16 protein-coding genes are annotated in these 15,130 nt (G+C 65.8%); 4 read left to right on the top strand and 12 right to left on the bottom strand.

Annotation, left to right across the window (positions count from 1 at the left end; all coding sequences use genetic code 11):
- Positions 1-94 precede the first annotated feature (94 nt).
- Positions 95-988: an HpcH/HpaI aldolase/citrate lyase family protein gene (locus ACFTWF_RS38930; RefSeq protein WP_378466410.1), complete on the top strand. Its 894-nt coding sequence runs from the start codon at positions 95-97 to the stop codon at positions 986-988.
- Here the strand turns inward: ACFTWF_RS38930 and ACFTWF_RS38925 are convergent.
- From ACFTWF_RS38925 to ACFTWF_RS38910, 4 genes are all read right to left on the bottom strand, one after another.
- The gene (locus ACFTWF_RS38925; protein ID WP_378466409.1) at positions 933-1,805 is read right to left on the bottom strand and encodes an LLM class F420-dependent oxidoreductase; all 873 of its coding nucleotides are present in this window, start codon (positions 1,803-1,805) and stop codon (positions 933-935) included. The genes ACFTWF_RS38930 and ACFTWF_RS38925 overlap by 56 nt on opposite strands.
- 75 nt (positions 1,806-1,880) lie before the next feature.
- Positions 1,881-2,345, bottom strand: a complete 465-nt coding sequence (locus tag ACFTWF_RS38920; protein WP_378466408.1) for a nucleoside deaminase — start codon at positions 2,343-2,345, stop codon at positions 1,881-1,883.
- A gap of 30 nt (positions 2,346-2,375) precedes the next feature.
- Complete coding sequence (gene cynS, locus ACFTWF_RS38915) at positions 2,376-2,846, bottom strand: cyanase (RefSeq protein WP_378466407.1); 471 nt, start codon at positions 2,844-2,846, stop codon at positions 2,376-2,378.
- A 42-nt stretch (positions 2,847-2,888) separates the two neighbouring features.
- On the bottom strand, positions 2,889-3,482 hold the full coding sequence (locus tag ACFTWF_RS38910; RefSeq protein WP_378466406.1) for a carbonic anhydrase: 594 nt from the start codon (positions 3,480-3,482) through the stop codon (positions 2,889-2,891).
- A 128-nt stretch (positions 3,483-3,610) separates the two neighbouring features.
- Here ACFTWF_RS38910 and cynR point away from each other — a divergent pair, with 128 nt between their 5' ends.
- Complete coding sequence (gene cynR / locus ACFTWF_RS38905) at positions 3,611-4,573, top strand: transcriptional regulator CynR (protein WP_378466405.1); 963 nt, start codon at positions 3,611-3,613, stop codon at positions 4,571-4,573.
- A gap of 436 nt (positions 4,574-5,009) precedes the next feature.
- Here the strand turns inward: cynR and ACFTWF_RS38900 are convergent, their stop codons facing one another.
- From ACFTWF_RS38900 to ACFTWF_RS38885, 4 genes are all read right to left on the bottom strand, one after another.
- Entirely contained in the window at positions 5,010-6,290 is a 1,281-nt protein-coding gene (locus ACFTWF_RS38900) for a histone-like nucleoid-structuring protein Lsr2 (protein WP_378466404.1), read from the bottom strand.
- Positions 6,291-6,542: 252 nt separating this feature from the next.
- Positions 6,543-8,051: a YdiU family protein gene (locus ACFTWF_RS38895; RefSeq protein WP_378466403.1), complete on the bottom strand. Its 1,509-nt coding sequence runs from the start codon at positions 8,049-8,051 to the stop codon at positions 6,543-6,545.
- Positions 8,052-8,155: 104 nt separating this feature from the next.
- Complete coding sequence (locus ACFTWF_RS38890) at positions 8,156-8,326, bottom strand: hypothetical protein (RefSeq protein WP_378466402.1); 171 nt, start codon at positions 8,324-8,326, stop codon at positions 8,156-8,158.
- Between the two features lie 113 nt (positions 8,327-8,439).
- Positions 8,440-9,336: a helix-turn-helix transcriptional regulator gene (locus tag ACFTWF_RS38885; RefSeq protein WP_378466401.1), complete on the bottom strand. Its 897-nt coding sequence runs from the start codon at positions 9,334-9,336 to the stop codon at positions 8,440-8,442.
- A gap of 102 nt (positions 9,337-9,438) precedes the next feature.
- Here ACFTWF_RS38885 and ACFTWF_RS38880 point away from each other — a divergent pair, with 102 nt between their 5' ends.
- Positions 9,439-10,401, top strand: coding sequence for an LLM class F420-dependent oxidoreductase (locus tag ACFTWF_RS38880; RefSeq protein ID WP_378466400.1), 963 nt, complete (start codon positions 9,439-9,441; stop codon positions 10,399-10,401).
- Positions 10,402-10,478: 77 nt separating this feature from the next.
- Here the strand turns inward: ACFTWF_RS38880 and ACFTWF_RS38875 are convergent, their stop codons facing one another.
- The 3 genes from ACFTWF_RS38875 to ACFTWF_RS38865 form a co-directional block, all read right to left on the bottom strand.
- The gene (locus tag ACFTWF_RS38875; RefSeq protein ID WP_378466399.1) at positions 10,479-11,117 is read right to left on the bottom strand and encodes an HD domain-containing protein; all 639 of its coding nucleotides are present in this window, start codon (positions 11,115-11,117) and stop codon (positions 10,479-10,481) included.
- Between the two features lie 87 nt (positions 11,118-11,204).
- A complete protein-coding gene (locus tag ACFTWF_RS38870) occupies positions 11,205-11,642 on the bottom strand; it encodes a carboxymuconolactone decarboxylase family protein (protein ID WP_378466398.1) in 438 nt (145 codons plus the stop codon).
- A gap of 70 nt (positions 11,643-11,712) precedes the next feature.
- Positions 11,713-12,351 carry an HD domain-containing protein gene (locus ACFTWF_RS38865; RefSeq protein ID WP_378466397.1) on the bottom strand — a complete coding sequence of 213 codons (639 nt, stop codon included), beginning with the start codon at positions 12,349-12,351 and terminating at the stop codon, positions 11,713-11,715.
- Between the two features lie 132 nt (positions 12,352-12,483).
- Between ACFTWF_RS38865 and ACFTWF_RS38860 the strand changes: the two genes are divergently transcribed.
- Positions 12,484-13,464, top strand: a complete 981-nt coding sequence (locus ACFTWF_RS38860; protein WP_378466396.1) for a GlxA family transcriptional regulator — start codon at positions 12,484-12,486, stop codon at positions 13,462-13,464.
- A 1-nt stretch (position 13,465) separates the two neighbouring features.
- Here ACFTWF_RS38860 and ACFTWF_RS38855 read toward each other — a convergent pair whose 3' ends face one another.
- Positions 13,466-14,851, bottom strand: coding sequence for an MFS transporter (locus ACFTWF_RS38855; RefSeq protein WP_378466395.1), 1,386 nt, complete (start codon positions 14,849-14,851; stop codon positions 13,466-13,468).
- Between the last annotated feature and the right edge of the window lie 279 nt (positions 14,852-15,130).

Here is a 15,130-nt window from a genome sequence, read left to right as displayed (position 1 = left end):
GCACCAAATTGCAGGGTGGCGGGCGCCGGTCGGTTTCGGCTGATCCGGCGTCCGCCACCGCTCCCTACCCACCCTGACTCCGAAACGAGAAGCGATGCAGGCGATTCAGACGTCCACGGCGATTCCGGCCGAGCACGCCCGATCCTGGCTGCTGGTGTCCGGCGCCCGCCCGGACGCCTTCGCGGCCGCGACCACCTGCCCGGCCGACGCCGTCATCCTCGACCTCGAGGACGGCGTCATCCCGTCCGGCAAACCGGCCGCCCGTGACGCGGTCCGCGCCTTCCTCACCGACCACCAGGCGTGGGTGCGCATCAGCCCGGCAACCACCGCCGAGGGGGACGCCGACCTGCTCGCCCTCCGCGGAGTTCCGGGTCTGCTCGGGGTGATGCTCGCCAAGACCGAATCCGCCGCCCACATCGAGTGGGCCGCGGCCACGCTGCCGGGCATCCCGATAGTCGCGCTCGTCGAGTCCGCCCTCGGCATCGAGCGCGCTTTCGAGATCGCCTCGGCGGCCGGGACCATCCGGCTCGCCTTCGGCACCGGCGACTTCCGCCGCGACACGCTCGCGGCCGCCGACCCCGCAGCCCTCGCCTATGCTCGCGGGCGTCTCGTCGTCGCCAGCCGCGCCGCCGGCATCGCCGGACCCGTCGACGGCCCCTGCCTGACCGGGGAACCCGATCTGTCCCGCGCGCTGGCCACCACGCGGATCATGGGCATGACCGGCATGCTGTGCATGCTCGACCGCGACACCGCCGTCGTCAACACCGGGTTGAGTCCGAGCGACGACGACCTCGACTGGGCCGACCACATCCTCGACCGCCTCGGCGCCGACGGCGAACACGTCGCCGACGGCAGCGATTTGCCGAAACTGGCGCGCGCCAAACGCATCCACGAACTCGCCGCCACCTTCGATCCCGTCAGCGCTGCTCGGATCACCAGTCCGCGATTGCCGGAACCACGCGCTCACCCAAGATCTCGATCGGGGTGATCGACGCAACCTGCGGCACCCATCCGTGAACGTGCGTGACCCCCAGCTTCGACAAGCCCTCGAGCTGACCCAGCAGGTGGTCCACGTTCGCTCCGTCCGCACCCGGGTCGAGGGGGAACATCACGGTCTTCTCGATGGCGTCGTAGTCGGTTCCCAGCGCCTCGCAGTGGCTCTTCAACACCGCCAGCTTGTGCGCGACCTCCGGTCCTCCGAACAGGTTGCAGGCCTGCGCGTACTGCGCGACCAGCCGAAGCGTCTTCTTCTCGCCCCCACCGCCGATCAGAATCGGCGGGTGTGGGCGACGCAGCGGCTGCGGCACATTCATCGTGCGGCCGAGCCGGTAGTGCGTTCCCTCGAACGGCCCGTCGTCCTCGCTCCACATCTGCAGACAGATCCGCAGTGTCTCCTCCAGTCGTTCGAAGCGTTCGGCCGTCGGCGGGAAATCGAGCCCGAGCCCCACACTCTCGTCCTCGTTCCAGGCGGCCCCGATGCCCAGATACGCCCGCCCCTTCGACAGCACGTCGAGCGTGGTCACGGCCTTGGCCAACAGCCCCGGTTCGCGGTAGACGGTGGCGGTGACCCAGGCCAGCAGGTCCACTTTGGTCGTGACGGCGGCGAGGTAACCGAGGGTGGTGTAGGCCTCGAGCATCTCGGTGTCGATCGGTCCCACCGGTTCTATCTGCCAGAGATGATCCATGACGCTGAGCTTGGTGAAGCCCGCATCCTCGGCGGTGACGGCGATGCGGCCCAAGTCGTGTGCGAGGGTCGACGGGCCGCCCGGAAAGGTGAAGTCGGCAATGTGCAGTCCAAGTTCCATGGCTCCACGTTAGGGGTGTCGCCGCCGGCTACCCAGGGATCGGCGATACCACCCTCGCCTCGGCGGAATTCGGGGTCATGCCGAGGTGTCCTTCCAGAACCGGTAGACGTCGACGGCGTCCTCGCGCGGCTCGTAGCGCATGGGCAGGCGGCGATCCTGGTAGGGCTTGGCGAACTCGTCGTAGAAGGTGGCGAGTTCGAAGTACTTGCGGTCGTCGACGTAGTAGGGCTCGTAGGCGTCGCGGGTGGTGAGGAAGACGACCTCGTCCGGGGAGCAGTAGTAGAGCGCGCCCAGGCACATCGGGCAGGGGTGGGCGAGGACGTAGATGGTGGTGCCGGTCAGGTGCTCGGTGCCCAGCTTCGTGCAGGCCTCACGGATGGCGAGGATCTCGGCGTGGGCGGTGGGGTCGCCGGTCTGCGCGACCTTGTTCGGACTCTCGGCGACGATCTTGCCGTCCTTGACGATGACGGTCGCGAACGGGCGACCGCCTTCGGTGACGTTCTGGCGGGCGATGTCGATGGTGTGCTGGACGAAGTCCATGGAAGTCCTCCGGAGGTGGGTGGATACGGGTCAGAACGGCTTGGTCGGCAGGTACTTGCCGTTCAGGGTGATGACGGCGCGCTCTCCGCCCTCGGGGTCGGCGACCTTCTTCACGTCGAGGGTGAAGTTGATCGCGGAGATGATGCCGTCCCCGAACTGCTCGTGCACCAGCGCCTTGAGGGTGGTGCCGTAGACCTGCAGCATCTCGTAGAAGCGGTAGACGGTCGGGTCGGTTGGGATGCCGCCGGGGATCGAGCCGCGGGTCGGGACGGACTGGAGCAGCAGGGCCGCGTCCTCGTCGAGACCGAGCAGCGCAGCGACGGACTTCGCGGACTCCTCCGGCAGCGGGTGCTGGCCGAGGACGGCGGCGGTGGTGAACGCCACCGACAGTCCGGAGGCGTCCGAGATCTGCTGCCAGGAAAGGTCCCTGCGGGCCTTGGCATCGACAGCGGCGGTGGCGAGGGCCTGGCGGGCGGTGGGGTCGAACTGGGCCTGGATCATGATCGGTACTTCGTCCTTTTCGTGGAGGTGGGTGGTAACAGCTCAGGCGGTGAGCGCGGAGCCGGTGGCGGACAGTTCGTCGACCCGGCCGGTGGCGATGTCGAAGACCCAACCGTGGAGGGTGAGTGTCCGCTCGGCCAGGGCGCGGGCGACGGAGGGATGAGTGCACAGGTTTGACAGCTGCGCGTGCACGTTCTGGCGCACCAGGGCGCCGACGTCGCCGGTGGCGGTCGCGGCGGTGCGGGCCCGGGAAGCGTCCGCGTGCCGTAGCCATGCGGCCACCGCGGGTGCGGCGCTCAGGTCGTGTCCCTGGGCCAGCGCGGTCATCGCACCGCAGGCGGAGTGACCGCAGACGACGATGTCGGTCACACCCAGCGCGGCGACGGCGTACTCGATGCTCGCGGCCACCCCGTCGGCCTCGGGAGTGTAAGCGGGCACCAGATTGCCGGCGGTGCGGATGACGAACAGGTCACCTGGCTCGGTGCCGGTGATCATCTCGGGGACGACGCGGGCGTCGGAGCAGCCGATGAACAAGGTGTGCGGTGTGTGATGGGTGGCCAGGTGAGCGAAGAGCTCCGCCTTCGCCGGGAAGACGTCCATCTGGAAACGGGCGACGCCGTCGGTGAGAGTTTGCAATGGGTCACTCCCTTTCGGTGGTGATCGGCCCGGAATGGGCTGGCGAAAACCATCGTGCATGACCTGGTTCTATAGTGTCCAAGACTTACTATCCATCGAAATGATTGGTCTCATCTATAGTCGGGTTCATGGCCCTTCCCGAACTGCGTCACCTGCGCTACCTGCTGGCCGTCGCCGAGCACGGCAACTTCACCCGCGCTGCCGAAGACCTCCACGTCTCCCAGCCCACGCTCTCCCAGCAGATCAAGCAACTCGAGCAAATCGTGGGCGTGCAGCTGCTCGACCGGACCGGCCGCACGGTCCGGCTCACCGACGCCGGCTCCGTCTACACCGACCACGCCCGGCGCGCACTGCGCGACCTGACCGCCGCCGAGCGGGCGGTCCACGACGTCCACGACCTCTCCCGCGGCCACCTACGCCTGGGCATCACCCCGACCTTCACCGCCTACCTCGTCGGCCCGCTGCTCGCGGAACTCCACGCCAGCCATCCCGGTATCGGCCTGACCCTCGCCGAATCGCCCCAGGACCGCATCGAAGCAGCCCTCCTCGCCGACGACCTGGACCTCGGTATCGCCTTCGCGGGCTCCCACCTCCCCGGCATCACCGCCACCGCTCTCTTCACCGAAACCCTCAGCCTCGTCACCAGCGTCCCGCCCACCCCGACGACGCCCGAACCCCTCCCGGTGCAGGAACTGCAGGACCGCCAACTAGCACTGCTCAGTGGCGACTTCGCCACCCGCGGCCATATCGACGCCTATTTCGCCGAACACCGCATAACCCCCCGAACCACGTTCGAGGCCAACTCCATTCAAGCGCTCACCGAGATCGTCCAGCGCACCACCGTGGCCACAGTCCTGCCCGACGCGATCACCCACGATCACCCCCATCTCCTCCCGATTCCCCTCGATCCGCCCCTGCCCACCCGCACGGTCACCCTCCTCCATCGACGCGGCGCCTACCGCAGCGCCGCCGCCCGAGCCTTCACCCAGCTCACCCGCGATCTCGTCCACACCCGCGGTTACACCCCACCGCCATCGACGCCTGCAGTCGACGATGACGGCCCGAATCCCCGAGACGGCATCCTGAGCTGAAATACGATGCGGCGCAATACTTCCAGATCCTGTCGGTGATCACCATGGCCGACTTCAAAAGTCAGCTCACCGATGCCATCTCCGCAATCGGAGAGGCCCGCGCCGCAACGCCCGCACGGCAGGCCGGCGCCGACGGCGCGCAGGCCGGCACCGTCTAACTGGGGGCCGGTTCGGCCCCGACCTGCCCCGCCGTCGACGAAGACCGACATCGCCGCCTGGGCCGCAGCGCGGGACCTCCCGCGCCGGCTGATATCAGTTTCCGACCGTCGGCCCTGACAGCGAGATGAATTCTCCCCGCAGGCGGTCACGGGGAGGGAAGTTGGCCGCCGTGCTAGGCACCCCGACGCCGGCATTCACCGTTCGCCGCACCACCACCGTCGCCGTCGATGACGACGACGGTGGCTCATCTGCCGACTCCTTCGGGGAGTGTTGCTCCTTAGGCGGCGGACACCTTTGCTTGGGCGTCATCGAAAGCCTGCTCGATCTCCGCCGAGATCCGGCCGCGGGACGACACGACACGGCCCTCCCCCAGCGCCCATTCACGAATCTCCTTCGTCGACTTCCGCACCGGAGCCGTGGTCGCCGCCGCTCTCCTCGACGGAGCCCTCGTCGCCGCAGTCTTCTCCGCGGCCGGCTTCGCCGCTGCCTTCTTCACGGGGGCCTTCTTCGCCGGGGCCTTCTTCACCGCTGTCGTCTTTGCCACCGGAGCCGATTTCGCGACAGTCTTCTCCGCGGCCGGCTTCGCCGCTGCCTTCTTCTTCACCGGCGCCGTCTTTGCCTCTACCTTCACGGCGTGCGCGTCATGGAAGGCTTGCACCAACTCCGCCGAGATCCGGCCGCGGGCCGACACAGCGAGACCCTCGCCCAGCGCCCACTCACGAATCTCCTTCGTCGACTTCCGCACCGGAGCCGTGGCCGCCGCCCTCTTCGACGGGGCCCTCTTCGCCGCAGCCTTCTCCGTCGCAGTCTTCTCCGCCGCGGGCGTCGGCGCCGTTGCCTTCGTCACGGGCGCCTTCTTCACCGCGCCCTTCTTCACCGGGCCCTTGGTCACCGGGCCCTTGGTCGCCGGGGCCTTGGTCGCCGCTGCCGTCTTCTTCGCCGGAGCAGTCTTCTTCGTCGGAGCCGATTTGACGGCTGCCACCTTCGCGGATGCCTTCTTCACCGGCGCCGTCTTTGCCTGCACCTTCACGGCCTGAGCGTCATGGAAGGCTTGCACTACCTCCGCCGAGATCCGGCCGCGGGCCGACACAGCGAGACCCTCGCCCAGCGCCCACTCACGAATGTCCTTGGTCGTCTTCTTTGCCGAAGCCTTGCTCGCCGCTGCGCTCTTCGAGGGACCCCTCGTCGCCGCAGTTCTATCCGCGACGGGCTTCGTCGCCGTGATCTTCTGCACAGTCGCCGTAACCGCGGGAGCCTTCTTCACGGCAGCCTTCTTCACGGCAGCCTTCTTCACGGCAGCCTTCTTCACGGCAGCCTTCTTCACGGCAGCCTTCTTCACGGCAGCCTTCTTCGCGGCTACGTTCTTCGTCCGAGCCGGCTTTTCCTGGATCGTCTTTGCCTTCTCATTCTTTGCCTGAGCGTCGTAGAAGGCTTGCTTTATGTCCGCCGAAATTCTGCCGCGAGAGGATATTTCGCGACCCTCCGCGACCGCCCATTCACGAATTTCCTTCGTCGCCGTCTTCGTCAAAACTTCAGAACTCTTCGGTGATACTGCCATCTTGCTTTCCCCATTCGCCGACAACCGTTGAACACACACAGTAACGGCAGACCACTCTCAGTTCACCCTGCCACCGCCCCACGGCCCATCATCCACCGCGAAGACAGTATTCGGAGCAGCCACTCCGCGGCGGGCAGTGCGCACAATCCCTGCCCCGCACTGGCCGAACTCCTCGTTTCCGGCAATCAATAGCCGGCACGACAATGCACTCGATACGAGTAAGCCTCGCGTCGACGACCGCTCAATTGGATATCAAGTGCCGCAGAAGGTTTGGAATGTCTCATTGAACAGCCGCGGTGCAGGCGTCGCGTAGTCGGACCACTCGTCGCGGCGGTCGAACGGGTGAGTGACAACCTCCAGCAACTTCTCGAACGGAGCGAGCTCACCGTCGGTCGCGGCGCGCAACGCAGCATCGAGCTGATGATTGCGCGGAATGTACAACGGGTTGATGCGGTCCATCGCGTCCGCGATCTGCGCCGCCGCGCGCCCCTGCTGCGCCACGGCGCCGCGCCAGCGCTGTAACCACGGCCCGATCTGCTCGCGCGGTACGAGACCGTCGAGGGGCACCGGATTTCCGCGGAGTTCGTCCGCGAGAGCGCGGAAGCTGCCGGTCCAGTCGGCGCCGTGTTCGGCCATCAGCGTCAGCAGATCGTCGATCAGCGTGCGATCGACGATCTCGCCCGCCACGCCGAGCTTGGCTGCCATACCTGCAGCGAAGTGGCCCTCGTACCGCGCGTCGAAAGTATCGAGGACTGCCGATACCGCGGCAATCGCGTCGTCCGGCGTGGAATCGATGAGCGTCAGCAGCGTCTCCGCCAAACGCGCCAGGTTCCACTTCAAGACCGCGGGCTGATTGCCGAACGCATAACGTCCGCTGCGGTCGATCGAACTGAACACCGCAGCCGGGTCGTACGCGTCGAGGAACGCACACGGACCGTAGTCGATAGTCTCCCCCGAAATGGTCGTGTTGTCGGTGTTCATCACGCCGTGCACAAACCCGGTGAGCATCCACCTCGCCACCAGTGACGCCTGCGCCTCGACCACCGCCTCGAAGAATGCCGCATAGCGAGAGCTCTTTCCCGTCGCCGGGAGGTCGGTGAGCTCGGGGTAGTGGCGGGCAATCGCGTAGTCGGCGAGCGGCGCCAAGACCTCACCCTGCCGGACCGCGAATTCGAAGGTACCCACCCGCAGGTGACTGGCCGCGACCCGGGCGAGCACGGCACCGGGCTCGGCGCCCTCCCGGAGAACCTGCCGGCCCGTCGCGACCACCGACAGCGCACGGGTGGTCGGGATGCCGAGGGCATGCATCGCCTCGCTGACCAGATACTCGCGCAACATCGGCCCGACAATTGCGAACCCGTCACCGCCCCGAGAGAACGGCGTGCGCCCCGAACCCTTGAGATGCAGATCCACTCGCCGACCATCACCGTTCACCAGCTCGCCGAGGAGCAACGCACGACCATCCCCGAGCAACGGTGCGTACCCACCGAACTGATGACCCGAGTACGCCATCGCCACCGGCTTGGCCCCAGCCGGCGCCATCGATCCGGACAGGATCCCGACCCCGTCGTCGCTGCGCAGTGCCGCCACATCCAGCCGCAGCAACTCCGCGAGTTGCTCGTTGAGCACGAGCAACCTCGGTTCCGGCACGTGCGCACCCTGCCACGGCACCGTCAGGGCACCCAGCTCATCGGCGAAGGTGCTCTCGAGGCCGGTCACTGCTGTGTTCGTACCCACTGTCGAATCCGGGATCGCCGCCATCACACGAGGGTAGCGACCGCCCGATCCGTCTCGCCGTCCACGACCGAGAAACACTCCGACAACCGCGCCCCTAGTGCGCCATCGCCCAAGGAATTGGCGGCCACTCAACCGACGAGCGGGTGGTAACTCGCGAGGGCGAGGAGTGACCGTACATACCCCGCCTCCGCCACCGCCGTCACCTCGTCCAGGTAGGCCGAGAGCGCCGGATCGGCGATCTCGACGTCGACACCCATCTGCTCCGCAACCCACCGCCGGAGCGCATCATGAGAGCTCATGCCGATCACCACCTCGACAACCGGGTACCCATCTGGCCGGAACCCACGCACGCTTCTGTGACCGTACCGCCACGGATGAATGCACTTCGGGCTGAGCGGCGGCGCCGGTTACGTCATGACCGTGCGGTCGAGGCCGACTCGCCGGGCGACGAGTCAGCTTCGGTAGAATCGCTGGATAACTGCGCGAGGATCGGCAGCTTCGCGGCCGTGTCCTCGTCCGCGGGTGTGAATGTGGACATCGTGATCTCCGAATGAAGTCCAGCGTTCAGGTGGGTCACATCGAAGGTCAGCGGCCCCGCACTCGGGTGCACGAAGCGCCGAGTCCTCACGGGCTCGCGGGTCACGTCGCACCGATTCCACAGCTGCTCGAACATGGGCGACTCCGCGGTCAGTCGCTTCACCAAGGATTTCCACGAGGGCTCACTGACGTGCTCCGCCCACGCCGCACGGAAGCCCGCCACGATACGGGGAACATGCTCCTCCCAACCCACAATGCGCGCTCGCCACTCGGGGTTCAGCAGACTCTGGACGAGAAGATTGCGCTCTTCGAACGGAAGAGCGTCCATGTCGCCCAGGAGCCAGCAGTAGCCCCGGTTATAAGCAAGGACGTCGCAACGCGCATTGCGCACGCTCACCGGAAATGGGTCGAGCTTGGCCATCATCGCCTTCATCGAAGGCGTAACGGCATTGCATTCCGTCTCACTCAACGGATCTGTGACGCCCGCCAGCGTGAACAGGTGCGCGTGCTCGTGCGGATCGAGCCGTAGCGTTCGCGAAATCGCTGCAAGCACTTGCTCGGATGCATTGATGTCGCGACCCTGTTCGAGCCAGGTGTACCAAGTCACTCCGACGCCGGCCAGTTGCGCAATCTCCTCGCGCCGCAGTCCTGGCGTCCGGCGGCGTCCTCCGGTGGGCAGGCCAACCTGCTCGGGCGTGATACGTGCGCGTCGGCTCTTCAGGAAGGCGCCGAGCTCGCCGCGGCGAGCGCTGACATCACGAAATGCATCCACATTATCCATAAGAACACAGCCAGGGAATACGATCCAAGTGGTGCGAATACTAGGATAAATCGACTCCTGGTACCAGTGTCAGCAACGGTTCACTCTTGACCCATGAGACTTGGACTTCGACTGCCCCAGCGGATGGGCACTGATCTGCGGCACGACATCACGGAGGTGGCCCGCACAGCCGAACGTGCCGGATTCGACAGCATCTGGGCCTGGGAGAGACTGTTGTTTCCGGTGGCGCCGCGCGATTCCTTCACTCCGGGCGCCCCGTGGCCGTCCGCGTATCGGCAAGCGGCCGACCCGTTGACCGTCCTCGCGGCCGCAGCAGTGGTGACCGAACGAGTCCGACTGGGCACCAGCGTGATGGTGGCCGGTCTTCATCAGCCTCTCCAACTCGCGAAGAGATTCGCGACCCTCGACCAGATCAGCGGTGGGCGTGCGGTCGCGGGGTTGGGCACGGGCTGGGCGATAGATGAGTTCGAGGCGGTCGGCGTGGCGAAGTCCGATCGCGGCCGACTACTCGACGAGACCCTCGACGTCTTCGGCGCGGCCTGGGGTCCGGATCCCGTGAACTACCGCGGGCCCCACACACTCATCGACAACGCCTACGTTCTGCCGAAACCGGCTTCACCGATCCCCGTCATCTTGGCCGGCAATGTCGATACCACCGCCGCCGTAGGTCCCAATGCACGTGTGCTGGAGCGGATCGCGCGGCGCGCCGACGGGTGGATGCCACTCTTCCCGACCCCTGGCGTTGCGGGTGCTCAGGGGCTTCGTTCGGCGTGGGACTTGATCCGCCAATCGGCGGCCGCCGCAGGGCGCGACCCGTCCACGATGGAAATGATCGTGGTCGGGAACGTCACGTTCTCCGAGACTCCGTCCGGCGACGATCGGAGCGGCTTTGCGGGCACACTCGCGCAGATTCTGGATGACATCGTTTCCGTCGCAAGCGCGGGCGCAGATGAGTTGATCCTCGACCTGCACTTGCAGGACTGGTGGCGGAACACACGTCAGATGCTGGACGCGGCACTCGAGATCCGGGAGCTCGTCTCGGCGGCGGGAGTTTGACGAGGGCCACCGAAACCCGATCTCGGAGTCGCGATTCGCATCTCACAAACCGCCTACGCTCGGCCAGGCACGAGTTCTCACTCCGGCCAAGCGTTCGATTCGATGATCTTCACGAAGTCGTCGCGGACGAAGCCCGGAAGAAAGTGGCTCAGAACGTCGGCGTTGACGGTACCGAAGGTCGTGCTGGGACGATCCTTGAATCCCTCCGTGAACGCGAACAGAATTCGCCGCTTGAAGTCAGGCCGCGGATGCGCATCGGTGACCGCATCGATCACGCTCTGTTCGAGGTCGTGGTAGCCGATCCCGAGAACATCGGTCTCCACGCCTGCAGTGACCAGCGCTACCTCGGGTTCCATGAACTCGGGAACCCCGGGCGTGGTATGGAGGGCGATCGAGGTCCACACCCGCCGTATCGCGTCGTCGGGAAGACCATGGGAGGCAAGGAATCGCGCAGCTTCCTCAGCCCCGTCGATCTCGAACCTCTGATCGGTCCGGCGGTACTGCTCCGTCAGCCCGAGATCATGAAACATCGCTCCCACATACAAGAGTTCCGGATCCGGAACAAGCCCCCGCTGTTGCCCCTGCAACATACCGAACAGGTAAACGCGGCGGGAATGATTGAACAGCAGTGGCGAGGCGACGTCACGGACCAATTCGGTTGCCTCCCTGACAACCCCGGTATCTGGAATTGTCACTCCTGCAATGGTTTCGGCCATTCTTTCTCTCCTCAGACAATCGGCGGGACGGGTTGCAGCGATCCGCGAGTCGTCGTGCCCGACGACATCAGCTCACCGAACCATTGCTTACGGCGCAACCGGGTAGTGGCTGGTGATCGCAACCCGGTTCCAGGCGTTCATCACGGTCGCGAGCCAGCTGATGGCGGACACCTGTGCGTCGTCGAGGGAGCCGTCATCCCAGGTTCGCCGTTCCGGAACGGCGAGGGAGGTGACCTGTTCGACGAGGGCGAGCGCCGCGCGCTCCTGATCGGTGAAGTACTGCGACTCCCACCACGCCGCGAGGACCGCGAGTCGATCCGCCTTCTCTCCCTTGGCCAGCGAGTCGCGGGTGTGCATGCGAAGGCAGAACGCGCAGCCGTTCAGTTGAGAGACGCGGATCTTCACCAACTCCACCAGGAGCGGGTCCACTTCCGCCGCACCCAGGGCGGCCCTCACTTCGGCGTCCAGCTTCATCAGACTCTGGTACACGGACGGGTGTTGCTTACCGAGATTCACGCTGCTCATTGTCTTCTCTCCAAGTTGATAGGGGGACGGGCCGATGGTTGTAGACGAGATCGAATGGTGTTCGGGTGCTTCAGGTAGGCCAGGCCGACCCCGTGATGCGATCAACCATGCTCGTGCGGCGGAAGCCGGGAACGAAGTGCTCGAGTACGTCGGCGTTGACGGTGCCGTAGGTCGTGTCCGGCCGGTGGCTGAGCCCGTCGACGAAGGCCTGCAGAAATTCGTTCTTGAAGTCGCCTCGCGGATGGGCAGCGGTGATCTCCTCCACCTGGTCCGCGGACAGTCGGTCCAGCCCCAGCCCGAGCACATCGGTGAGGACACCGAAGTTGGTGGCGGCGACTTCGTCCCCCATCCGGCCGGGAATCCCGGGCGTGGTGTGCAGCGCTATAGCCGTCCAGACCACCTCGGCGGCGGCGTCGGAGAAACCGCGATCGAGAAGGAACTTACGTGCATGATCTGCTCCATCGAGCTCGAACCGCTGCTCGACGGCCGAGTAGGGGGTGAGCAGACCGGAATCGTGGAAGAGGGCAGAGACGTAGAGAAGCTCGGGGTCGGGCTGCAAACCGAGTTCGCGAGCTTGGAGCGTGCTGAAGAGGAAGACGCGCCGCGAATGATGGAACAGCAGGGGGTTCGTCGTTTCCCGGATGACGCGAGTGGCTTCGGCTGCCGCCTCGGTCTCGGGTATCTCTACTCCCGCAATGATCTCCGTCATGGCCCTGCACTTTCGGGTTTCGATGTTGTAGAACGGACGGTGTGTCCGTTCCTCTACGGTGCCGTGTGTCGCGCATTCACCGCTGCCTCGGTCCGGCCATGAGTCACCCGAATCCGGACAGGAGGTGAGCGCGTGGAGACGAGCCCCCATCCGCATCGGGTCGCGATCCTGGTCTATGACGGGGTGAAGCTGCTCGACGTCGCAGGCCCCGCCGAGGTGTTCGCGGAGGCCAATCGGTGCGGCGCCGATTACCAGATCGTGCTGTTGTCGCCGACGGGTGCCGATGTTGCATCGTCCATCGGAATCACACTTTCCGTTGGCGGCGATGCAGAATCGGAGCCGGCCCCCGACACCTTCCTCGTGGCCGGCGGCGACATCTACCCGCGAACCGCCGTCGCCCGTGACCTCGTCGAGGCCACGGGCACGCTGGCGAAGCGAGCTGCTCGGGTCGGCTCCATTTGCACAGGGGCGTTCATCCTCGGCGCGGCCGGTCTCCTGGAGGGCAAGCGCGCGACCACGCACTGGAAAGTCGCACACGAACTTGCCGCCCGGCACCCGACGACCCACGTCGAACCCGACTCGATTTATGTTCGCGACGGCACGACGTACACGTCCGCGGGCGTGAGCGCCGGCCTCGACCTCGCGCTGGCGCTGGTCGAGGAAGACCATGGCCCCGATCTTACGCGCGACGTCGCCCGACGCCTGGTGGTCTATTTGCAGCGCGCGGGCGGACAATCGCAGTTCTCGGCTCCACTCCAAGGCCCACCTCCGCGAACTCCGGCCCTTCGCCGAATTGTGGATCTGGTGACGGCGGACCCCGCCGGAAACCACTCCCTCACCGAACTCGCCAGGCACCTCAACGTGAGCCCTCGCCATCTCACGCGACTCTTCCGCACCGAGTTGTCCACCACACCTGCCCGGTATGTCGAGCTGGTCCGATTCGACTTGGCAAAGGCGATGCTCGACCAGGGACACAACGCAACGCAGGCAGCATCACTCGCCGGATTCCCCAGCTACGAGAGCCTCCGAAGAGTCTTCGTGCGGGAATTGTCGATGTCGCCGGCCGCCTACCAACGCCGCTTCGGCACCGCGCGCCGCGTCGACGCGGGGTAGGTCAGCTCGCCGTGTGACGCTGAGTTCGCACACGCCGTTCGAGGGCAAGCACGCAGAGGCCCGCGACGACGAGGATGATCGCCAACGCGAAGAAGACCTCGCGGGGCGCGATACCGGCACCCAGCGCGGAACCGACGATCAGGGGGGCTGCGATCCCGCCGAGTCGGCCGATTCCGAGTGCCCACCCCACTCCGGTCGGGCGCATGTCGGTCGGATACAGAACAGCCGCCAAGGCGATCACGCTCATCTGACCTCCGGTGACGCAAGTCCCCGTGAGGAAGGCGTCAACCAGGAGCACCCCGGTGCTCGCGCCGCCGAGCACCCATCCGAGCAAGGCCACAAATACGGCACCGACGAGATAGACCACCCCGAGGGTGCGAAATGGGCTGATCCGGTCCATCGCCGGGCCGATGAGGACAGCGGCCGCGATGCCACCCACCGTCGTGAGAACGGTGGTTGCGATGACGACGCGTGACGATTCACCCAGGGAGCCAACGATTGTAGGAAGCCAGCTCTGAATGGCATAGAACGCTGCCAGGTTTGCACCGAAGGCAATCCACAGCAGAAGGGTGTTCAGCAACCACCGGCCTCGTAGGAGGTCGAGAACCACCGAGATCTTCTCCTGCGAGGTTGCTGCGGGGCGGCTGAAGCCTGGTGCGTCTGCCAGGACGATGGCATCGGAGGGCAGGCCAGGATCGAGGCGGCGCAACGTGGCGTGGGCGCGGTCACCGGCACCGCGTTGTAGCAGGTATCTGGGGGATTCCGGGAAGTACCGCAGCAGGAACATCAACACCACCACAGGTACGGCGCCCCCGACGATGAACATCGCGCGCCAACCCCACTGCGGGATGACCAATCCGGAAACGACACCGGCTGCGACGAATCCGAAGGCGTACCAGCAGTAGATGAACATCACGAAGGACGAGCGGCGCCGCGCCGGTGCGAACTCACCGACCAGACCGACGAGGCTGGGAATGGCGGCGCCGAGTCCAGCTCCGGTGAGGAATCGCAGTGCGATCAGCTGAAGCGGTGATTCTGCGATCGCGCACAGGAGGGTCAAGATTCCGAATGTCGCGGTGCAGGCGATGACCGCGCGTCGCTGCCCGGACCGTTGGGCCAGCGGAGCTAGGCACAGGTATCCGACCATCAGGCCGACGATGGCCGCGGAAAAGATTGGCCCCAGGGAGGAAACCGGTAGACCCCACTCGCGAGCGATCGCAGGAGCGACAAAACTGATCGCCTGAGTGTCGAAGCCGTCGAGGAACATGACCGCGCCGGCGAGTGCGAGGAGAAGGTAATGGAAGCGGCCCACGGGCCGACCGTCGATGAGTTCATCGACGCTTATCTCGGTGACGGATGTATGCGAACTCGAGAGTTCAGAGGCCATGTGCGACTTCACTTTCGCTCAGGTGCGAGTTGATGGTGCTTCGGGCCGGTCTTCGTCACGCGTCGCGAAGCCTGCAGGGGAGGCCCGGTGCATCGAAGCCGGTGATGAAGACCATAAGAGTGCATTTAGTTACAGTCAATAGCTGTAATCTAAATGGTCGCCTGGGCGGTGTTTGCTCAGCGCTCGACCAGCCTCGAGTCCTGATCCCAGCCCGGTTCTATTGCGTTACACAGATTGACTGTAATGCAATCGCGCCGTACGGTTCGACTGCCGACGTAC

This window comes from Rhodococcus sp. NPDC056960, assembly GCF_042674125.1.
Classification (GTDB): domain Bacteria; phylum Actinomycetota; class Actinomycetes; order Mycobacteriales; family Mycobacteriaceae; genus Rhodococcus_F.
The sequence above is the reverse complement of the archived record's forward strand: the minus strand, read 5'-3'. Positions and strand labels throughout refer to the sequence as shown.